The organism is Pseudomonas gingeri (genome assembly GCF_013386165.1).
In the GTDB taxonomy this organism is placed as follows: Bacteria; Pseudomonadota; Gammaproteobacteria; order Pseudomonadales; family Pseudomonadaceae; genus Aquipseudomonas; species Aquipseudomonas gingeri_C.
The window spans coordinates 739,712-760,996 of record NZ_JACAOS010000001.1; the positions used below are offsets into that span (position 1 = coordinate 739,712).

The window sequence follows — 21,285 nt, forward strand, 5'->3', positions numbered from 1 at the left end:
AAAGCTCATGCAATAAGCTGGGGCTTTATTCAACCGTTGGCCCGGCTAGGTGTTCGGTTGGGTGCAACTTTCGCCCTTCCAGAGCGACAAGTCACCCTTTCCACTCCCAGCTCCACGAAAACGGAGAATGGCTCTATGAGCTATTGGTCTGAGTCGCGGGCGGCCCTGGTCGACCTTTCGGCAAGAATCTGCGTGCTCTGTGAAGCGCCCTGAACTCCTGCTCCGGGCCTGGGAAATTGCACTCCACTTGACCACCCGTTTGCATTCGACTTGACCAGTCGTTTGCATCGGACGTGACCAGGCATTTGCATTGGATTTGACCACTCGCCTAGCGAATGATGGGAAGGCTACAGCAGCGCTACGGGGGGCACTACCTGGGGTGTGCCATCAGCGATGCACATCCACCCCCAAGTTCTGAGTGCCGACGTCTTCTTAAACTCCTCGACCAACTCGCCCGCGATTTCCCCGATGTCTTCCCGCAACTCGAACTGCGGACGCATTGCGTGCAGAACGTCAATTCCCATATCCCCGGCAAGAAGCTTGCACATCAGCCTGATACGAAGCTTCCAAGGCAAGGTTTTTCCGCGCCTTTCCGGATGTTGGTAAACCATGGTGTTCAAATGGGCTGATGCGTGGATGTAGTCAGCGCTGTTCATCCAGATCTGCAAGTGCGCAGGCACGCCAAGAGGTAAGACGTTGAGCGCCAGCCAATCGATTAGGCCAATGGCAACCCCGCGCGCCTGAAGCTCCATCGCCAGCATCAGAAGTACTTTGTGTAGGGAGTTTGCTGCCTTGATAGCAACAGATTTTCGACCAAGATGATCCGCTTCGACCACTATCGCGATCAGCGCAGCGAGGGCATCCAGGCTTGCCCTGCGTTCGAGTTTTTCGAGTAGAACTTGAGTGATTGGCTCGCGCTGAACACTGTCCCAAATCATGTTGCTGGTGTTGTGGTAAAGCACCAGTTGGACTTCGGTGTTTAGCGTTCGGAAGTAACTGTCGAAGTTGATCTCCTGTTTCCGGGAGATCTCTTTCATCAACGTCCATATGGGGTGGTTCAGGTCGCGGGAGGATCCAGGTGCTAGCACCTCCACTCTGCTCAAGGTCTCGGCCTTGGGCGAGATAATTTTCTGTTCGTACCTAGACCACTTGCTTCGGTAATGCCGGATCGTGCCATTCGTATTTCTTCGAAACGACTCTTTTTCGAAGTACAGCTCAAGGGCATAGGCCGTTTTGAGGCCTGTCCGCTGCCTCAGGCCCTCAAACCAATAGCCCACAGCAAGCATTTTCACCGTGTTGCTTCGGGGGGTGCTATTTTCCGGAATTGATTTGCGCAAGCTGTCTGCGAACTCCGAATAAATTTTTGCAATTCTATTAAAATCAGACACTTAAAGATCCTCAATCGATCTTTGTACCGTAAAAAATGTAGACGCCTTACGGCTGGAGCGCAAGGGGGCAGTTTATTACTATTAACTGTGACCAAACCGGACATTAAGTGCGATGCGCGAGCCCCTTGAAATCCAAAATCTGGCATCCGAATTAGAGCTTGATCTCAAAGATCGATATGGCCTGATGGTGGGTGGCAGTGCGCTGTGGAGAGAGTTGGGATACGCGTCCTATGACGCGTTTCGAAAAGCCAAACAGCGCGGGACTATCGACGTTCCCCTGTTTGAGGTGCCCAATCGTCGGGGCTTCTTTGCCCTGTCCAAAGAGGTTGCATGTTGGATTGCCACGCAGCGCTGCGCACGGCAGCAGACCGTATGAACTAGGCATATGAGGAGTATGGCAATGAGACCAGGCTAGGAGTTAGCCGGTGGATTTGGAGCACAAAAAAGCCCAGGGGTGGAGCCCTAGGCTTTTTTGATGGTATTAGGTTTTTCAGCCCTATGCGCCATCATTCTGTGTTCCCTCGCGTTCGGCGTCAAGTCGACCACCTTCCGTTTGTCTGCAATTTTCACACGGCGCGACTTGTGAGGCATTTACATGCCTGTCGCGAGGAGAACATATGAGGCTGCCAATAGGTACGCAGCGCGAGGTGCTACGTCTCGCGAGCGACCCCAAGCTTTCGAATAGAAAGATTGGTCTATTAGCCAAAGTGTCCCACAACACTGTTCGCACCATTCGCGATCAGTTGGCTCAGTGCGGGCAAAGCTGGGAAGAGCTAAAGCACCTTGACGACAAAGCGCTCGCGGAGCGTCTGCATACCGAGCAGAGAACCTCATCTCAAAGGAAGGTCTACCCGTCATGGCCCGTCGTCCATGAAGAGCTAAAACTTCCTGACATCACCTTAGAGCTCCTATGGCAAGAGTTTCGTACGAGCGAGCCAGAAGGCGTGTCTTATGCTCAGTTCACGCGACTCTATCGTGAGTGGGTCAATAGGCAAAAGCTGAGCATGCGACAGATTCACCTCCCCGGAGACAAGTGCTTCGTGGACTTTTGTGGCAGGACAATGCCCGTGACCAACCCGGACACGGGAGCGATTAGCCAAGCCCAGGTGTTCGTGGCAACGCTAGGCGCCTCGGGATACATTTTTGCCACCGCTGTGAACAGTCAAACGACCCCAGACTGGCTCAGATGCAACGTTCTGGCCCTGGAGTTCTTCGACGGGGTTCCCCGGTTCGTTGTGCCTGATAATTTGAAGTCAGCAGTGACTAAAAACACGAGAGATGTGGTGACCTTAAATCGTGCCTATGCCGAGTTTTCTGAGCACTACGGATTTCAAATTTACCCCGCCAGACCGCGTAAACCGAAAGACAAGTCGCTAGGTGAGATTGCCGTTCAACTGGTACAGAGGTTCGTTCTCGCAAGGCTGAGAGCGAGCACGTTTTTTTCCCTAGAAGAGCTCAACGAGAAAATCAGCTACTGGGTCGATGAGCTAAACAATCGTATCACACGGACGTACCCGAAGAGCAGAACCAGCCGCTTCCTTGAGCTTGATTATCCAGCCCTCAAGCCCCTTCCAGAACAGCGATACAGCTACAGTCAGTGGGTGTATCAGGTTCGGGTAGGCAGCGACTACCACGTAGAATTTGAAGAGCACAGCTACTCCGTCCCTTATCACTTTGCGAATCTTCTTGTCGATTTACGCGTGCGACACGATTGGCTCGAAATCCTTCATCAACGCCGTGTCATCGGCTCGCACAAGCTCAATCGCCAGCGCGGCACTAGCACCCTCAGAGAGCACTTGGCCCCGAATCACAGCCATTTTCAAGACTCCCAGCCGGAAGCGCTGATGGTATGGGCTGAGACTGTCGGGCCGGAAACACTCCGTTTCGTGAAGGACAACCTCAATCTAAGGAAAGATTTCGCGACAGGTTTGAAGGCCGTTATTGGCCTGAAACGCGACGTTCGCACGGGTGCGATCACGCCGTCTCGCCTTGAATCCGCGTGCGGCTATGCCAACAGCTTGAAAATCCTGAGTTCTGAGCGGCTACGATCGATCCTTCGGAACGAATCTGACCTGCGTCCCAACTACCAAAGATCCGCCCCCTTGGTCGAACACACCAACATACGCGGTGCTGAATACTACGCCTCACAAGGAGATGAGCCGCTATGAAGTCAATCCTCGATACTGCCCAAAACCTCATGACTCTTGGTCTGCACGGGATGGCCGTGGCCTACGAGCGACAGCTTGAAACACCGGCGCTGCTGAAAGAACCATTCGATACAAGGCTTGGTTTAATGATGGACGCCGAAAATAGCGAGCGTGAGAGCAGAAAGGTTGGACGTTTGCTAAAGGCCGCGAGGCTTCGTGAGAATGAAGCCACAATGGACAGCATTGAATTCAAAGCATCCCGAGGCATAGACCGGAATACTGTCATGACCCTCGGAGAGTGTGAATGGTTAGCGCGACGTCAGAATGTGATCATCACAGGCGCCACGGGCACTGGCAAAACTTGGCTCGCTTGCGCACTCGGAAACCAGGCCTGCCGCCTTGGGCGAGCGACGCTGTATCGCACCGCCAGCAAGCTTTTTGAAGAGATCTCACTTTCTTACGCTGACCACACCATGCCCAAACTACGTCGGCAATTGATACGCGCAGAACTATTAATCATCGACGATTTGGGCATCGGTGGCATTGACGCCCAACTCGGCCCGTTCCTCCTAGACGTTATCGACCAGCAGTCACAGAACGGGTCATTGCTGATCACAAGCCAGTACCCGAAAGAAAAATGGTATGACCTGTTCTCTGACCCCACGATTGCCGACGCAATTCTTGACCGTATCGTTCACAAGTCCCATGTCATCGAACTGAGGGGCGAATCGATGCGAAGGGTAAAAAGTCGCAAACGGGCGTAAGAGCATCCAGAATACGTCTATGGTGGTCAATACGAATGCAATTGGTCAAGTCGAATGCAAACAGGTGGTCAAGTGCAATGCAACCGCCTGTTTTTCAATACCTTTCGCCATATCGGAATTCGGCCATTTGCTATGCCCATTTTGGATCGTCTTCCTTTATCCGACATGATCAGAATGGATCTGGGCCACCCTCAACACCGGTAAAAGTGATTTCAGGCGGTTCACCCTCCCGCTGCCATCCGAATTGATAAAGCAGCCATTGGTAGGCGCCTTCCTGGCGGTCAGCCACGAGCAAAAGCGTCCATCCGACCCGGAGTAGTAGGTTCGCGTTTTCTTCACTACGGGTACTGGTCAGTTTAGTCGTTTTGTCGATGCTCATCTGGCACCCCTCATGCTGAGACCATTGATGAAAGCTAGCCTTGAATCCGACTGACCGATCGTGTCCCAGGAAGTGGTGTAACTGAACCAACCGAAGGCGCCCTGCGGGCGAAAGAGGTTGGTCATCGTGGTTTTTGGCTAACGTTGTGTTTGCGAAGACCTAACGAACACCAGGAAAACCACGATGACCAAATCCACTATCGCATTGACCGAGCTGGTTGAGAAAGGGGCAGACGCCGATCTGCTCAAGCAAATGATTCAGTTCGTTGCCCAGCGCATGATGGAGCTCGATGTCGAAGGCCTCTGCGGCGCCGGCTTCGACGTCAAAAGCCCAGACCGGGTGAACAGCCGCAACGGCTATCGGGATCGCCTGTGGCAAACCCGCGCCGGAGACGTTGATCTCAAGATCCCCAAGCTGCGCCAAGGCAGCTATTTCCCTGGCTTCCTTGAACCTCGGCGCACCGCCGAGAAAGCCATGGCCGCAGTGATTCAGGAAGCCTATATCCAGGGTGTTTCAACTCGCTCCGTAGACGAGTTGGTCAAGGCCATGGGCATGACCGGTATCTCCAAGAGCCAGGTCTCGCGACTGGCCGGCGAGATTGACGAGCGTGTCAACGCGCTCCTGGATCGCCCACTTGAAGGTGACTGGCCCTACCTCTGGATAGATGCCACCTACGTCAAAGTACGGGAGGCCGGGCGTATTGTGTCGGTCGCCGTCATAATCGCCGTGGCGGTGAACACCAATGGTGGCCGGGAAATCCTGGGCATGCGCGTCGGTCCCTCGGAAGCTGAGCCATTCTGGACGGACTTCCTGCGAAGCCTGATGCGACGTGGCTTGCGCGGTGTAAAGCTGGTGATCTCTGATGCCCACGAAGGGCTCAAAGCGGCCGTATTCAAAGTGTTTCATGCGACCTGGCAACGCTGCCGGGTATACTTCATGCGCAACGCCATGGCCCAAGCGCACCATGGCGGCGGCCTTGCTGCGCAAGGTGTTCGCCCAGGACAGCCGAACCGAATGCCATCAGCAATGGCGCCTGGTAGCGGATCAGTTACGGGAAAAGTACCCCAAGGTCGCCGTACTCATGGACGGCTGCGAGGATGAAGTGCTGGCCCACATGGCGTTCCCTAAGGCGCACCGGCAACAGTTGCACAGCACGAACCCGCTGGAACGGCTCAACGTCGAGATCAAGCGCCGTACGGAAGTGGTGGGTATCTTCCCGAACGATCCAGCCATTACACGGCTGGTCGGGGCGATGCTGCTGGAGCAGAACGACGAGTGGTGCCTGCAACGGCGCTATATGCAGTTGGAGGCTTTCGAGGCGGTCAGCGATAATCCGCAGGCCAAGCTGTCGGCCGTGATCAACTAAACGGCAAACTCAGTGGCCAGAGCCATGATGAGTTACACCACTTCCTGGTACACGATCCTCGCCCATCACCGTCTGATGTGATCGATCAAGTTGCGTGCTCGCACTCGTGCAAACGTACGACAAAGTCGGATGCGCCCAAGTTTCATCTCATTGTCTTAGGAGGGGAAAATAGACGAAACAGAGCGTGATCGACTCTTCGAGCGATTCCATAGCCGTGGAAATGACCTGGAAGCAGGGCTGGGGTTGACCATCGTCCAAGGCGGTGCAGGCGATTGGGGAAGAAGCTAAACAATTACGCTGACTGAAAGTTGGGTGAGCGCAGGCTTGAGAGGCTAGTTTTTAGGCCGGTAGCGGTCAGCCGTGCGCGGCGGAATCGGCCAAGAGCAGACCTTCGTGGTGAACAGCGAAGTAGTCGCTTCAGGCTGAAAGCGGAAGTGCAGGATCGGTGTCAGCCGCCAGCGCTCACGGGGCGGTAGTCTATTTTTCCCTTCATGGCACAGGCAACACCTCCTCCTCTATGAACCACTTGCTCTTTCTGATGCTCTCCAGCGCAGCGTCTGGGTTTTCCGACCAGAGCACTAGCGCCAAGCTCTCGCGCGCCCGGCTGCAGGTGACGTACAAGAGCCTCAAGCTTCGGTCAATGGTTGTCTCCTTCTTAGCATCGACGTTGCTCACGTCATTTTTGCTGAGATCCTTCGCACCAAACAACTTGTCGTAAGAGATTTGGAAGCTACCTGCTTCACTGTCGTCCATCACGACCATCACGTGAGGAAACTCGGAACCCTTTACGACCTGATGCGTGGCGAGGTCTGTTTTTCCGGCTAAGTAGTTTCGGTAGCGCGCTAGCTCCTCCCAAGGGGCAGCAAATAGAGCACACCATCCGCGTCGCATTCGAGTCTCCGACGGTTCCTTTGTGCGCGGAGGAGGCGCAGCAGGCGCGGGCGAATTGTCACTGAAGGCTGCCACTAAACGAGAATCTACTTCGAACAGTCGCGCTTCCAACACTGACTCCAGAATCTCCCTCACCGTGGCACTGGGTTTGGAACTGACCGTCGCAAAGCTCGAGATAGCTTGGAGCATTTCCATCGTGCGCAATCGTCTAGTCGCACCATCCTCTGGCAAAGAATTCAGGCTGCCATTCCGTCTCAGAACCTCCGTAGCCGCAAACTCGTTGATGCATCCGTCAGCTTCGACGCAAGCAGCTAGTTCCATCAATTCCTCTAACAACAGCCGCGCTACGGTTGGGCCTTTGTTCTCACCGCTTCCCTGTGGCGCCGCAGCGTTAGGGTCTAGGAGATCCATGGCTCGGTAAGCTTGGAGAAACCCCCCGCGAGTGGCGACAAGCTTGTGCTCAAGCGCAAGGATTTGGTGTCCCCGCGTTCTCCAGACGGTAGATGAAGTTGCGTCAGCCATGAGCTCGGCGCACAGTTCCTCCTTCTTTACTTTCTCATCAGAGCCGAGCTTCGCATCCCCCACAAACACTCGTACAACTCCGCCAGTTTTTTCCGTACGTGGATGCTGTTTGACACCAGTAGGTTGCTGCGTGCGGCCCTCATGCTCCGCCTCCCAAATCTTGTTTATCAGCGCAACGATTCGCTGTTGGCTGCGATGGTTCATCTGCAGCTCGGGACGACCCCACCCTTCTGGCACCAGTCCAGGCAGGTCTAAATGGCCATCCGTGTAGATTCGTTGCCGATGGTCACCCAACAACCCCAAAGTAAGTCCGTTCCCCTGTGGAGTGGCAACCTCCATCAACGCATCTAGGACGCCCTTCATTGTGTCTTGCGACTCGTCGATGAGGACTATCGGATGACGGTCTCTTAATATGGTTCGGAGAGTCGGCCTGTTCGCCAGCAGCCAAGACGCGGCATCCAGAACGTGTCTATGTTGGATTGCCCCTGAACCATACCTGTTCCGGTCCGGGTGGTAGATGAACTTCTCAGTAGTACGAAATTCTTCGATGTCCTGCTCAATCTCTGCGAAGTTTGTTTCATCAGTGGCGCTGATCCCTCTTACCTTCTGGGAGGCTTCGAGCCTCTCCCGTTCCAATTGCTTCGTCTTGACTGCGATAAGGGCCTCTCTAATGTCGTCGTCAAACCCACCAATCAACTCCCAGCAGAAGGAGTGAATGGTCGAGACATTAACAAGGTCGTTATTACCCAAGCGTCCGTTGATTACGGAGACAGCATTCTTGGTGAACGTAATCACTCGAATAGAACGACCAAGTAGCCGAAGGTTTCTCGCGAGTTCACCCCCAGAGTCATGGGGAACCACACCCGTGAGCCGACGTAGAACCTCAACTAACGTCCTAGTCTTCCCGGATCCCGCGCCTGCAAACAGGAAGAAGCTGCGACCTGGCTTTTCCGTAAGATAGCCACAGATTTCCTCGACGACACCAGCATCGCGCTCATTACCATTGCGAATCAACCCGACGCTCACAGGTAAACCTCCGATTCAAGATTGAGCTGCTCTTGGAGCCATTCAAGTGCGTCAGCGATATATTTCGGGCAAGTAATGACTTCACCCGAAGCAATTTTCTCGAAAATCGTTGCAGAAAAGTCTCCTTTGCTGAACTTACCATGCATCAGCGTGTGGAGCTTTTTCGCCAAATCGGCATTGGATTCCGCGCCGGTCACTGTTGTCACGACCTTGCCAAGTGCTCCAGTAGGCTTCTTTATCTTCACCCCCTCTGGGCTGAACTTCTCCTTACCCAACTCCTTGAACCATGAAATGTTTGAAAGGATCAGGGAGTCTTCGAAGGAACTCGGCCAACAGTTATCAGCCTCTTTCACAGGTAACTGCCACGTGAATCTGACCTTGCAGTCAGCCACCTCGCTCCAGACTAAACGGGCCTCTTGGGGTTCCTTGAAATCATCGAGCTCAGTGCACTTAGGGTGCCATGTCCTAAGCGTCGCGTTCCCACACTTCAGCCCTGGTTGCCCTTCATTGGCGACAGCAGTAAGAGTGATTTTGCTGTTAGCGTCTGAAGACTCTTGCACGGGGTCAATATCAGTAATGATCACCGTTGGAATTCTCAGACGCTCCACCAGCGGGCGAAGCCGATGAGCGTGGCTACCGCCGATATCAAGGAGCGACACGTACCGACTGCTCAGCGCTCCGAACTGTCGTTCTATGAATAGAGGAACCAGCATACGCTCCGCCGTCCCCTCAACGAAAACTGCCGCATCTGCGAACAGAAGATCCGTGTGCTGCACACGGAAGTATCTCTCGGCGAAGATCCGCGTATCGTCATCGTCACCAAAAACGTCACCCATATTCACAATTTCCGTGCTGGGCATCGCCACAGTTTTTGACTTGGCAACGCGCCGCAGGTACCGCAGGTGAGCAAAGCTCTGCGCATGCGCCAGGTGACTAGAGTGCGTACTGATGAGTAATTGACTCTTCAACGAGCCAGGTTCTGTTGCCGTCGGACTGATTAGTTTGTGCGCTTTATCCGAAAAGATGCGCTGGACCTGGACATGTAGGTGCGCCTCGGGCTCTTCAATCATCACAATATGGACTGGCGCAGGCGAGCCCTTTGTAGGATTCAGCCGCGCCGCCTTAAACGACACCAACTGATAACTCAAGGACTGAAGGTTTTGATAACCAAGGCCGATTGAGTATTCCGGCAGCAGATCATCCACAGAGTCCTTGCTCATGCGGTACTGAACTGCCGTACCGTGGTCGAGGAGATCCGCGGTTTGAATGCGCGTGCGGAAGTGAATTTCGTGCGGGTCATGGAGACCGGGATATCCCAGAATCTTGACGTCCTCAACCGACGGAGCTAGAGCATCTCGAATCTTCTGGTCGAGGTCGGCCTGAGCGTTCGCGACCGCTTCGACTAGATCAGCACGATGCCCATGACCAGTGGCAGCGATGTTCAGATGCTGTCGCGCAAACTTCAACAACTGATTGGAGAAGAGGCCCACACGATGCGGACCGGATCCGGAACGCGTGTCCGCTTCTTCAGTGCCTAACCCACGCTGCGCCGGTACGAAGTCCACTCGAACAAGCCGGGAAAGGTGGGTTCGGTCAACAGGCGTCGCGTTGGATGCCAGAACTTGAGCCTTGTACACCTTACCCTTCTCGATGGGGTTGTTCTCCGCGTCCAGCTTGTAAACCTGAACGCGACCAAGGTCACTAGGGTACCGGAGCCAGAAGTCCAGAAGATCGATGGGCCAGGCGTGCGAGGCTTTGTCCAAGTCCTTCACAGGAGCCCGGGCCTCACGATAGCGCCACGCAAGTCGCTGCAGTTCGTCAACAGACGAGGCCGGCTCCAACCGAAGGCGAACGCCGACCGCACCACCTGTCCAGTTGAATTTCGAAAGGAAGGGTGCGACGAAGTGATACATCCCTTCCTCGGCATTGAGCCAGAGGTCCAACGTTGGCATTGAAGATCGTAGCGTCACGAGCTGAGCGTCCCAGTCGTCGACGGACGAATCAGCTGTTGCAGGATCCTCGGCCAAGCCTTCCCAGAGTTTCCCTAGGGCTCTCAGAGCAGGCCACTGCGATAGGCTGATATCGAATGCCCCAAACGTCGGCGCATCCGAGAGGAACTGGCGAAGTGCGGTTAGGATTGACGTCTTCCCACTGTTGTTGGCTCCAACAAGAATCGTGGTTTTTTCGTCGACGTCGAGCTTGACTCTGGTAAGGCGTCGAAACTGACAGAGTTCGACGTGGCTGAGGGTAATGCTCCCAGAAGTGACTGAGGTAGGTGCTTTGTCGGTCATATCTATCCATAGACGTCAGGTTGAAGCAACCAACGAAATTGTGTGGTTGCAGATACATGCGAGGGCGCGATTGCGCCGTGCCGCCTGGCCTGACCAACCCCAGTCTCTCGACGAGCCCTCCCTTGAGATTTATAACGGAATTTCAAGGCGAAACCCAATCAGAAATACCGACCTTCTGGGACTAACCCTGCGACTTGAGCTTGATTTGCGTCACTGCACCAATGAGCAGATGTCGAGCTCAGACTGAGGAACACTTCATTCATGAGCAAAGTCCGCAATCAGCAGAGCTGACATCCACATCGGTGCGGTGAATGGCCGCAATGGGTCGATTCTGTTGAAAAAGTCGGTCTCGGCTTTCACGAAAGAAAAGTACGCGTCTGAGATTGAAATCCATATTTTGAGCAGAGGGTACAGGACTCAGATTTCACGTAGCAGCGTGCAAAAATGACGTTTTCACCGCTCAATGCATGGACCGCCAGCCCGGGTCGACTTTTTCAACAGAATCGGTCGACTTCTGCCGGTCACGACAGGCAGAAACCGGCCATGAGCGGACGTTCGCTAGAGGCGTTTTTGTGGCCAGAGTCGAGTACGAAGGCAAGGGTCCGTAACAGAAGAAACTGTCACTATAAAACAGCTTTAATCGAAGGATTTACGTGCCCCACACCAGTGAAAGAATTAAATATAGGAATTTCAGGAGGTTATGAGGATTTACGGACAAGTCGAGATGAATAATCCGAGTAACAGAGCATGGTGCCATTACGCCATTTCGCATGGTTGGTATATGCTCTCGTAAAGATCAATCTTAGGGGGCACTATGAACGATGAACCGAACGCCGCTTATCGCTTAGAGGGTATTGATCTTGAGGATGGTTGGATAGTAGGCAAAAGAATTGTCACAGGTTCAGAGGGCGGCGGCTCAGGTGGTTTCTTTTCTGTATCCTATGAGGTTCGTAGAAATGGCCAAGAAGCCTTCTTAAAAGCATTTGATATTGTTAAAGCACTTCAAATAGCAGCGCAACAGGGAAAAACGCTAATAACGGCGTTGCAAGAACAGGCTCAAGCTTTCAACTTTGAGACTGCATTGCACGATTTGTGCTTAGGTGCCAAAATGAGACGTGTTGTCAAAATCCTGGCCCATGGACAAGCAATTGTTCCAAGACTCGAGAACGAACAAATTTTCCAAATTCCATACATGATTATGGAGTTGGCGGACGGCGGAGATGTACGCGGATATATAGGAAAAACACTTGCGATTGATATGGCACTAAAGCTTACTTATCTCAAGGATGTAGCGTCAGGCATACTACAGCTGCATAAGGCAAAGGTGGCTCATCAAGATCTTAAACCATCCAATGTAATGGTTTTTGGTAATGAAATGGCTAAAGTTGGCGATCTTGGCAGGGCGAGCAGTCAGGATCTTCCAAGTTTGCATGACTCCAGTAGCATTGCAGGCGATTGGAATTACGCACCGCCGGAGCAGCTATTTCAGCATCCGCTAGTTGACTGGATGGATCGGCGCATGCGTTGCGACCTTTATCAGTTTGCTTCTGTAGTTACATTTGTTTTTTTTGGGACGACGGTCAATCTAGAGCTTATTAGTAGACTTCCTAACCATGTTAAGCCTTTCGCGTGGCAAGGGGAGTCATCTTCTTATTCAAATTCATTACCTTTCTTTATAAACGCGTTTGACGAGGCGTTAATAGATTGGGAAAAACTATGCCCTGAGTGGCTGAGCAGTAGTTTGATAGATATAATAAGGCAGTGCGGAACGCCGGATTATACTCAGCGCGGGTGTCGAAAAACACTTAGGCAGTCAGTTCCCACTTTAGGCCTTGATCGATTCGTTAGCGAACTCCAACGACTGATTCTGAGAGCCAGTATTGAGGCTAGAAACACGTCAAGCAAGCAGGCAGATTCACAATGAACCCACTCGGTTTAAAACGCGATATAATTCCTATTTGGAAACCATCTTACGAAGCTGCTAAGTCGCCTGAGTTGCTCGCGGTGAAAAAGCAGGTTTCTCAGATTAAGGCGGAGGCTCAATCGGAAACTGTACTAGCGGATTTTCTTAGCAATAAGAACCTTGGAACAGCCGCAGACCTATTGAATGCCTCGATGCTCGAGGGGAAGTCGGAGCTTTCGATCATTGCCGCAGAGTATGTTATTAGCTCAAAGGAAAAGCTTCCTGCTTTAGAAGCAATCAGTCGAAAAGTGTTAGGCCTCAAACCGCTTGATACTCACCTCAATCATCTAAATGAAATTGCCGCTTTACGATCGAGACTGATCAATATGCCGCAAAATCCAATCGCATGGGTTGATTTGGCTCGTGCATATACCGTAATAAATGAAAGAGAGAAATCAGAAAAAGCAATGTGGGTAGCGCTGCGATATTCCAATAACCATCGTTGGATATCCCGTATGGCGGCTAGATTATTTGTGCACTATGAGGAGCTAGGGAAAGCGCATCGAGTATTATTGTTAAATGAAAACTTGCGATCTGATCCTTGGTTACTGTCTACGGAATTAGCGGTGGCGAGGTTGGCAGGGCGACCATTAAAGAATTGGAATCAGGCTAAAAAGCTCGTCACGGCATCAATAAATCCAATTCATTTATCTGAGCTATCGAGCTCAATCGCCACTTCAGAAATTTTGGGGGGTGCTGACAAGAAAGCTCGTGCTTTTTTTAAACAGTCTCTGATTTCACCAACCAGTAACTCTTTGGCACAAATAAAGTGGGCAGATCGCTCGTACAAGCTAGGGTTTGGAAAGCAAATAGAGGCGACTCTTGCTCATTCCAACAACGCCTATGAAGCAAAATACTGGGAAGCGTATGAAAAGAAAAATATGCAGTTAGCTCTAAAACACGCTGATGCCTGGTGGAAAGAAGAACCTTATTCCGTTTCTCCTCCGCGCGCAATCACATACCTAGCATCAATTGTTAATGACATGCCGTTACTACTTAGATCCGCCAACATCGCTCTAAAAGCCAATCCTAGGGATATCGTTCTAAAATTAAATTATTTATTTGCTCAGATCAGTACCTTGGGATACGCCTCTTCAGTAGATAGTAAAACCTTAGAAAAGGTCACGCGCACTCTTAGAGCTATAATGCATGGCCCGGATAAAAGCGAAGCGGCTCATGCCATAGCTAATATTGGTATGCTTGCTTATAGGACGGGAGAGTTTGATCTAGGTAAGGCGTACTACGACCACGCTGAAGAATATTTTGAGAAGACGAAAAACCCCTCTCGACTTTTTCTCCTGTTGAACCATCTCAGGGAAGCGTTGATAGCGGATTCTGAATGGTCTGGGTGTATAGTTTCGAGGATAAAAAATTTTATATCTCAACCTCAACCTGTCATCTCCGCCGCTGGTGAGTATTATCTCAATAAAATAGAATTGTTGGAAAAGCAACCAGGAACATGGAAAAATAAATTTTCCAATGTTTTCATAGACGATGAGACATCTGATGAAGCTGCCGAGCCTGCAAAAATATTGTCATTGGAAGAAGCTTCAAAAAAATTCTGGCTTCCTTCCGACTTCTACACTGCGAATGAAGCTCTTCAGTTATTGAAAACTGAGCGTGACAACTCTACAGTAAAGTCTAGAAAATAAATAAAAATCCGTTTAAGGGGGGGCGAGTGTTCTAGGCTGCTAAAGAGTTAAGCCTGGACGACAAAACAAGATTTTGACGCTGTATTACCTGAGGCGTGTCATTGCTTCAGGTACCTGCCTTTATGGAAGTAGTGCTGTCAATTTACCTAGAACGACCTAGGTTCTGTAGACGTCCTCACGAGTTATAGATTAGAACCAACCATTCGTGATTGACCGATTCTGGCTGAAACTGTCGTGAGCGGCAGCTATTGGCCGATTCTGTTGAAAAAGTCGGTCTCGGCTTTCACGAAAGAAAAGTACGCGTCTGAGATTGAAATCCATATTTTGAGCAGAGGGTACGGACTCAGATTTCACGTAGCAGCGTGCAAAAATGACGTTTTCACCGCTCAATGCATGGACCGCCAGCCCGGGTCGACTTTTTCAACAGAATCGGCCGATTTCTGCCCGTTGCGAGAGGCAGAAAGCGACCCATTGCCGCCGGTCAACATTGGCTGAAATGGGTCGAACGTGGTTAGTCATGAGATGCCGCGTTTCGCAATTTTGCTGCTAGATTGTAATCAGGAGATGGCATTCCTCCTTTAACCGCCTTCGTGCTGATGATGCCTACGTGAACCCTGGACAGGGTGCGTAGGTGTATCCGCCTCCTGTCCCCAATCTAGGACAGGATTATGATCCTACTACCACAGTCGCCACTCCCTTGTTGTGCTTACCTGCGAGCTGTTTGGCCTAGGTCTGACGGGGTGAGCCCACCATGCTGAAATCACTTGTAATTATCGCCGTTGGCGCGTCACTTGGTGCCTGGTTGCGCTGGCTCTTGGGCATGAAGCTAAACGCTCTGTTTCCTACGATTCCCCCAGGCACAGTGGTTGCGAACATGGTTGGGGGCTACATCATTGGCCTAGCTATCGCGTTTTTAGCCGCATCCCCCACCCTGAGTCCTGAGTGGCGTCTGCTGATCATCACGGGATTCTGTGGCGGACTTACCACCTTTTCTACCTTTTCGGCAGAAACAGTTGCCCTGATCCAGGAAGGCAGGCTGCTGTGGGCGCTTGGTTCGGTTTCATTGCACGTCGTGGGCTCGCTGGCGATGACGGCTGCCGGGCTTCTGTCCTATCAAATGATTGGCACGCGTTGAGGAGATGGAAATGAAAGGTTTTCTGGTGATTTTCTTTACCCAACAGAACCGTCGTTATCAGGGAAAGATGCTCGGCGACTGGATCGTAGATTTGGCGAAAGAAATGGGACTACGTGGTGCGACCCTATCTACGGGTATCGAGGGTTTTGGGCATACCGGTCGGCTCCACTCCTCGCATTTTTTTGAACTAGCGGATCAGCCTACCGAGATTCGCATGGCTATCACCGAGGACGAGTCTGAACGGTTGTTCAAGCAATTGGAGCTTGAGGAAATCTCGGTGTTTTACATAAAGACTCCAATTGAAATGGGCTTCGTCGGCAAAAAAACCACCTAGTCCGGCATCCTTTTACCAGGCAAGGCTTCAGGAAATCTTCCTGTGTTTAATAGCTCCGTAACATGATTTTACATTTTGAGCGGAGCTAGATAAGATCGACGGATTGGAGATGGCATTCCTCCATTAACCAACCGCTGCGCCCGTAGCAGCTGATGATGCCTACAGAAACCTGATCAAACCAGGTCTGTAGGCGTTCGCGCTCAGAATCCCTTTTTGGTCAGGCCCACTTACATTTTTGTGGCTGGCCAAATGTCTAAATTTCGACGACCTGAACAACTCGACTTACTGCCCTATATAGCGAAATGGCTTGCGCTCGCTGGCCTAGTAGCTCTTTTGGCAGGCTCTGCTTCTGCGTTATTCCTCCTTTCCTTGGATCATGCCACCCAGTGGCGAGAAACCCATCCTTGGGTGATCTGGCTCCTGCCAGTGGCTGGCTTCGCCGTGGGACTTGCGTATCACTTGATAGGCAAACCCGTTGATGCCGGAAACAACCTGATCATCGATGAGATCCATGATCCTAAGAAGATAGTGCCTTTGCGCATGGTGCCGATGGTGCTGATCGGAACCGTGGTTTCCCACCTCTTCGGTGCATCTGTGGGACGTGAGGGTACGGCGGTGCAGATGGGCGGCGCCCTTGCCGATCAACTGACGCATGTCTTCCGTCTACGCCGCGAAGACCGTCGGGTGATTCTGATGGCTGGCATCAGCGCTGGTTTTGCGTCCGTCTTCGGCACCCCCCTCGCTGGAGCTTTGTTTGGACTTGAAGTGTTGGCCATTGGACGTATGCGTTACGACGCGCTTTTCCCTTGTGTGGTTGCGGCGATCGTTGCTGACCAGGTGGGACAAGCCTGGGGAGTGGTTCACACACATTACGTCATTGGCGAAGTGGTGCCGGTGCAGCTCTGGAGCGTTATGGCTGTGGTAGCCGCTGGGATTGTCTTCGGCCTTACAGGCCTGCTATTCGCGACAGCGACCCACAAGCTCGGGGCCTTCGTTAAGCGGCTTATCACCTATTCACCATTAAGACCCTTCGCCGGTGGCCTGCTGATCGCAGTCGCAGTGTGGGGGCTCGGTAGTAACCATTACATCGACGTCGATAAGTACATCGGACTGGGCATTCCGAGCATCGTCCAATCCTTTCAAATGCCAATGGCTCCGTGGGATTGGCTCGAAAAAATGGTGTTCACCGTTGTCTCCCTGGGTACTGGATTCAAGGGCGGCGAAGTCACTCCGCTGTTTTACATCGGCGCCACTTTGGGGAATGCGCTGGCTCCCCTCTTGCACCTTCCCTTCGGCATGCTGGCTGGTATCGGCTTTGTCGCCGTCTTTGCCGGTGCAGCTAATACACCACTGGCAACCATCGTCATGGCCATGGAGCTCTTCGGGCCCGAAATTGCTCCGCTTGCAGCCATTGCCTGTATCGCCAGTTATCTCGTATCCGGACATACCGGGATCTATCACGCCCAGCGCGTCGGTCACAGCAAGCATCACCGTCCTCTTCCGGACGAGATTCGGCTCTCTGATATCAAGCAATTTCATGCTCAAACTGAATCCGCTAGCGAGCGGAAAGTGGCTCTTATGGGGGAAGAGAAATGACCGAACATCGCCAAGATCGCCTGACAGCTTTGCAGCTCTATTTCCCTGGCGCTAGTCGGGCTCGAGTTACAAATTTCTGGCATCACCTAAGTGCGCCCGCGCTTGCCCAACACCTTCTTAACGTCGCGCAAAAAGCCAAGATTGAGCAGGTCATGCTCAAACCGATTTCTGCAGGTTATTTGCCGGGACATCGCATTTCCCATCATCACCCGGAGCTTGGTGATATGAATCATCCCCAGTGTCTGGAATTGCTGGATACAGAGGGCAAGCTGCGCACCTTCCTGCGCGACCACGCTGACGAGTTGTGCAAGGTGCGAGCAGTTCTTCTCTTATGCGAGTTACCGCTCAGTGAGGCCTTGTAATTCAGTTCTAAGAAACAGTTCGCAAATGAAGAGGCTTGGCCGACCAGGCGTTGGTCGGTCTCGCCACATTAGAGGATGTTGCCATGAATGGCTTTCAACTGACGTTTTTCACTGAGCAGAGTACCAACTACCAGCACCTTCCACTGGGAGAGTGGTTGGTCGAGTTCGCCAAGCGAGAGGGTGTGCTGGGTGCGACGTTAGTGAGCGGTACGGAGGGGTTGGATCATTTGGGACATTTGCATACCGCACATTTCCTCAGCGGTGCCGATCATCCCGTCACGGTGACGATATCCACTGATGAACCTGGGTGCGACAAGTTGCTGGAGGCATTAGCCAAGGAGTCGTTTTCGCTGAGCTATATCAAATTGCCCATTGAGTACGGTCGAGTCGGCCAAGCGGAAAACTAAAACACACCGTTTTGGACAGCTAACAAAAAAGGATAAACGCCATGTACCGAGTTTATAACCTGCGTCCACAACCTGCTCCCGCTGGCTGGGCTCGTACCAACAGGCCGCTCCTCGTAGGACTGATTTTTTGGTCAATTTTTCTGGCGGGGATTGCAGGCAGCCAAAGGGTCTCCAGCGAGGGGTGGTACATCGTGACCTCCCTCGAAGGCGCCTTAGTAACGATGCGCATGCCCAGTGAGAAGTCCTGCAAGGCCGACTTAGCCCACACCTGCGTGCCGGGCTACGAGCTGAGAGCACAGCAACGTTGAGCGTAATGAGCGCGATGGCGGTGGGTAATCCAAAGATGAGATTGCGAAATGGAACTCACCGACGTCGGCTCATAAAAACCACTTTAGAAAATTAGGAGACCACATGAGCTCAGTGATGCTGAGCAGCGTATTCGGGCTTGTGATGGGTAAGTTTTTTACAGGATCAGTCTATGAATTCGCCGTGCTGTTCATCGTAAGCATTGGCGTGTCGTTGCTGACCTTTCATCTGCTCAATCAAAGGCGGGCCAGGCTACAAGCCCAGACTGCGTACTGCTGCTCCGTGATGGTTGCGTCAAACCAAATGCTGGAGCTTTTCCAGATGGCAAAGGAAGGGCAGTTCATGCCCTTGGTGGGAGAGATTCCTGAACTAATTATTGGAGGCTTCTTGGTTCCCGCAATTGCGGTGTCGGCAGTGCAGCTGTTCAGGATACTCATGGAGAGCTGACGTCCGACATAGAGGTCTCTCAACGGATTCACGTGGTTAATGACGTTCCCGAATCGTTCCTTGGAGAAGATCAATGAAAACGCAAATCCAGGCTATTCATGCACGTGAAATTCTCGATTCACGCGGTAACCCTACCGTTGAAGTCGACGTCACCTTGGAGTGCGGAGCCCTGGGCCGGGCTTCTGTACCGTCCGGTGCATCTACAGGCGCTCACGAAGCAGTTGAGTTGCGTGACCAAGATATACAGCGGTATTCCGGCAAAGGAGTTTTAAAGGCCGTTAGCAATGTAAATACCGAAATACTTGAGTCTTTGAAAGGCCTGGATGCGGCTGACCAGGAACAGATTGATCATCTGATGATTAAGCTGGATGGAACCTCTGATAAATCCAGGCTTGGAGGAAACGCGATCTTGGGCGTGAGCCTCGCCGTTGCCAGAGCGGCGGCTTCTGCGCTGAACTTGCCCTTGTTCCAATATCTGGGCGGCGAGCAAGCAGCAAGAATGCCCGTCCCGATGTTCAATATTCTCAATGGCGGTGTTCACGCCAACTGGCAAGGCCCTGACTTTCAGGAGTTCATGATTGCACCTACAGGAGCTGGCAATTTCAAGGAGGCCTTGCGATGGGGTGCTGAGGTGTACCACGAGCTAAAAGCGGTGCTTAAGGACGCCGGCTACTCGACAGCGGTTGGAGATGAGGGCGGCTTTGCGCCGGCACTCAAGAAAAACTCAGATGCTATTGAGCTGATCATTCAAGCCATCGAAAGGGCCGGTTACAAACCTGGATCTCAGATCGAGATCGCTATCGATCCAGCATCCAGCGGTTTCTATGAAAACGGCCTTTACCATCTGCGTTCGGAAGGTCGCAAGGTAGATGCCCAAGAGTTGATTAGCCTCTATTCCTCCTGGGTCGACAAGTACCCGATTGCGGTACTAGAAGATGGACTCGCGGAAGACGATTGGTCGGGCTGGAAGCTATTAAATACTGCGCTGGGTGACCGGATCGAGTTGGTGGGAGATGACCTGTTTGTCACCAACGTCGAACGGATTCAGCGAGGCATCACAGAAAACGTCGCCAATGCCGTACTGATCAAACCCAATCAAATCGGAACCCTGACTGAGACCAAAGCCGCCATCGAAATGGCCTACGGGGCAAATTGGGGGGCGATGGTTTCTCATCGTAGCGGGGAAACTGTAGACAGCTTCATCGCAGATCTGACCGTCGCGATGGGAACTGGCCATCTCAAAACCGGAGCTCCATGCCGAGGGGAGCGGGTCGAGAAATACAATCAGTTTCTGCGAATAGAAGAGCATCTGGGAAGCCGTGCCATTTATGCAGGACATGATGCGTTGGTGCGGTGATATCCACCGATTTGAGGCCAACCAGTTTGAAACGAGAGATACGTAATGACCCCGTCAGAGAAGCTAGTCGACTGGAACAAGAGATGGAGAATCCAGAGCGGCATTGTCATTTGTCGAAAGTGCGCGGCGCAGCAGCCCGAGACATTGAGTCATCAACCGTTCGCCCACGGCTCAGGCTGTGGTGAGGTCAGCTCGCAATTTTTGCAACCTTGGACTGACTTGGATGCGATCAGAAAGTCATTCGTCTTATAGCCGGTAAATCTGTTGGTTTGGTCAGCGAAAAAAATCGAATCACGTGTATCCGTTGGCAAAAACGTCAGCGGCCTTAGCCTTTCATAGAAGCTTGGAGATATGAGCATGAGCTACACGGACATTCCAGCTGGTAACGCCATCCCCGATGACTTTTTCACCGTTATCGAGATTCCCGCAAACCACTCTCCGATCAAGTACGAGGTGGACAAGCCAAGCGGGCAGATTTTCGTCGACCGCTTCCTCAGTACGCCGATGTTCTACCCGGCCAACTACGGGTTCATTCCAAATACGCTGAGCGATGACGGCGATCCTCTCGACGTTCTGGTGATTTGCCCTTACCCGGTATCGCCTGGCGTTGTCATCCGCAGTCGCCCGGTTGGTGTGATGTACATGACTGACGAAGCCGGAGCGGATGCCAAAGTGATCGCAGTACCTCATGAAAAACTCAGCTCGATGTACAGCGACGTCAAGGAATGCTCAGACCTCCCTGCGTTACTCCTCGCACAGATCCAGCACTTCTTCGAAAACTACAAGGCATTGGAGCCGGGCAAGTGGGTGAAGATGGGCCGTTGGGGGAGCGCGGACGAAGCGCGGGAAGAGATTCGCAAGTCGGTCGCGGCGTACATTCCGAAATAAGTCATCCGCCAAATTGACTGCGTCAGCCGGGAGTAGGTACTGAGGGGCAAGTGATTTGCGATTG

18 protein-coding genes, 1 pseudogene and 2 riboswitches are annotated in these 21,285 nt (G+C 52.4%); of the genes and pseudogenes, 15 read left to right on the top strand and 4 right to left on the bottom strand.

The features are described from left to right. Window positions 1-347 precede the first annotated feature (347 nt). Window positions 348-1,388, bottom strand: a complete 1,041-nt coding sequence (locus HX866_RS03330) for a hypothetical protein (RefSeq protein WP_177095780.1) — start codon at window positions 1,386-1,388, stop codon at window positions 348-350. Window positions 1,389-1,500: 112 nt separating this feature from the next. Here HX866_RS03330 and HX866_RS03335 point away from each other — a divergent pair, with 112 nt between their 5' ends. The 3 genes from HX866_RS03335 (at window position 1,501) to istB (ending at window position 4,299) form a co-directional block, all read left to right on the top strand. Then, a complete protein-coding gene (locus tag HX866_RS03335) occupies window positions 1,501-1,764 on the top strand; it encodes a hypothetical protein (protein WP_177095782.1) in 264 nt (87 codons plus the stop codon). 241 nt (window positions 1,765-2,005) lie between these two features. Beyond that, window positions 2,006-3,556, top strand: coding sequence for an IS21 family transposase (gene istA / locus HX866_RS03340; RefSeq protein WP_177095784.1), 1,551 nt, complete (start codon window positions 2,006-2,008; stop codon window positions 3,554-3,556). Continuing rightward, entirely contained in the window at window positions 3,553-4,299 is a 747-nt protein-coding gene (istB, locus tag HX866_RS03345; RefSeq protein ID WP_177095785.1) for an IS21-like element helper ATPase IstB, read from the top strand. The genes istA and istB overlap by 4 nt, the downstream gene beginning before the upstream one ends. Before the next feature lie 169 nt (window positions 4,300-4,468). Here the strand turns inward: istB and HX866_RS03350 are convergent, their stop codons facing one another. Continuing rightward, window positions 4,469-4,678 carry a hypothetical protein gene (locus HX866_RS03350; protein ID WP_069556792.1) on the bottom strand — a complete coding sequence of 70 codons (210 nt, stop codon included), beginning with the start codon at window positions 4,676-4,678 and terminating at the stop codon, window positions 4,469-4,471. 183 nt (window positions 4,679-4,861) lie between these two features. Here HX866_RS03350 and HX866_RS03355 point away from each other — a divergent pair. Further along, window positions 4,862-6,044, top strand: a pseudogene (locus tag HX866_RS03355) (IS256 family transposase). A gap of 489 nt (window positions 6,045-6,533) precedes the next feature. On the opposite strand, the gene HX866_RS03360 reads toward HX866_RS03355, so the two are convergent. Next, entirely contained in the window at window positions 6,534-8,471 is a 1,938-nt protein-coding gene (locus HX866_RS03360) for a UvrD-helicase domain-containing protein (protein WP_218171238.1), read from the bottom strand. A gap of 8 nt (window positions 8,472-8,479) precedes the next feature. Then, the gene (locus tag HX866_RS03365) at window positions 8,480-10,774 is read right to left on the bottom strand and encodes an AAA family ATPase (protein ID WP_177095789.1); all 2,295 of its coding nucleotides are present in this window, start codon (window positions 10,772-10,774) and stop codon (window positions 8,480-8,482) included. An 814-nt stretch (window positions 10,775-11,588) separates the two neighbouring features. Between HX866_RS03365 and HX866_RS03370 the strand changes: the two genes are divergently transcribed. The 11 genes from HX866_RS03370 (at window position 11,589) to ppa (ending at window position 21,221) form a co-directional block, all read left to right on the top strand. Continuing rightward, window positions 11,589-12,698, top strand: coding sequence for a protein kinase domain-containing protein (locus HX866_RS03370; RefSeq protein WP_177095791.1), 1,110 nt, complete (start codon window positions 11,589-11,591; stop codon window positions 12,696-12,698). Continuing rightward, complete coding sequence (locus HX866_RS03375; protein WP_177095793.1) at window positions 12,695-14,389, top strand: hypothetical protein; 1,695 nt, start codon at window positions 12,695-12,697, stop codon at window positions 14,387-14,389. Before HX866_RS03370 ends, HX866_RS03375 begins: the two co-directional genes overlap by 4 nt. 551 nt (window positions 14,390-14,940) lie before the next feature. Further along, a riboswitch (Fluoride riboswitch) is annotated at window positions 14,941-15,002 on the top strand. 138 nt (window positions 15,003-15,140) lie between these two features. Then, the gene (gene crcB, locus HX866_RS03380; protein ID WP_177095795.1) at window positions 15,141-15,524 is read left to right on the top strand and encodes a fluoride efflux transporter CrcB; all 384 of its coding nucleotides are present in this window, start codon (window positions 15,141-15,143) and stop codon (window positions 15,522-15,524) included. Window positions 15,525-15,534: 10 nt separating this feature from the next. Further along, window positions 15,535-15,858, top strand: a complete 324-nt coding sequence (locus HX866_RS03385; RefSeq protein WP_177095797.1) for a DUF190 domain-containing protein — start codon at window positions 15,535-15,537, stop codon at window positions 15,856-15,858. Window positions 15,859-15,954: 96 nt separating this feature from the next. Then, window positions 15,955-16,027, top strand: a riboswitch (Fluoride riboswitch). Between the two features lie 80 nt (window positions 16,028-16,107). Further along, complete coding sequence (locus HX866_RS03390) at window positions 16,108-17,454, top strand: voltage-gated chloride channel family protein (RefSeq protein ID WP_177095799.1); 1,347 nt, start codon at window positions 16,108-16,110, stop codon at window positions 17,452-17,454. Further along, window positions 17,451-17,816, top strand: coding sequence for a hypothetical protein (locus tag HX866_RS03395; protein WP_177095801.1), 366 nt, complete (start codon window positions 17,451-17,453; stop codon window positions 17,814-17,816). Before HX866_RS03390 ends, HX866_RS03395 begins: the two co-directional genes overlap by 4 nt. Before the next feature lie 83 nt (window positions 17,817-17,899). After that, a complete protein-coding gene (locus HX866_RS03400) occupies window positions 17,900-18,223 on the top strand; it encodes a DUF190 domain-containing protein (RefSeq protein ID WP_177095803.1) in 324 nt (107 codons plus the stop codon). A 41-nt stretch (window positions 18,224-18,264) separates the two neighbouring features. Continuing rightward, entirely contained in the window at window positions 18,265-18,531 is a 267-nt protein-coding gene (locus tag HX866_RS34150) for a hypothetical protein (RefSeq protein ID WP_256344795.1), read from the top strand. A 103-nt stretch (window positions 18,532-18,634) separates the two neighbouring features. Continuing rightward, on the top strand, window positions 18,635-18,976 hold the full coding sequence (locus tag HX866_RS03405) for a hypothetical protein (protein WP_177095804.1): 342 nt from the start codon (window positions 18,635-18,637) through the stop codon (window positions 18,974-18,976). Between the two features lie 73 nt (window positions 18,977-19,049). Then, window positions 19,050-20,333 (top strand): phosphopyruvate hydratase, encoded by a 1,284-nt coding sequence (eno, locus tag HX866_RS03410; protein ID WP_177095805.1) that lies wholly within the window; start codon window positions 19,050-19,052, stop codon window positions 20,331-20,333. 357 nt (window positions 20,334-20,690) lie between these two features. Beyond that, window positions 20,691-21,221, top strand: a complete 531-nt coding sequence (gene ppa / locus HX866_RS03415) for an inorganic diphosphatase (RefSeq protein WP_065983817.1) — start codon at window positions 20,691-20,693, stop codon at window positions 21,219-21,221. The last annotated feature ends 64 nt before the right edge of the window (window positions 21,222-21,285 follow it).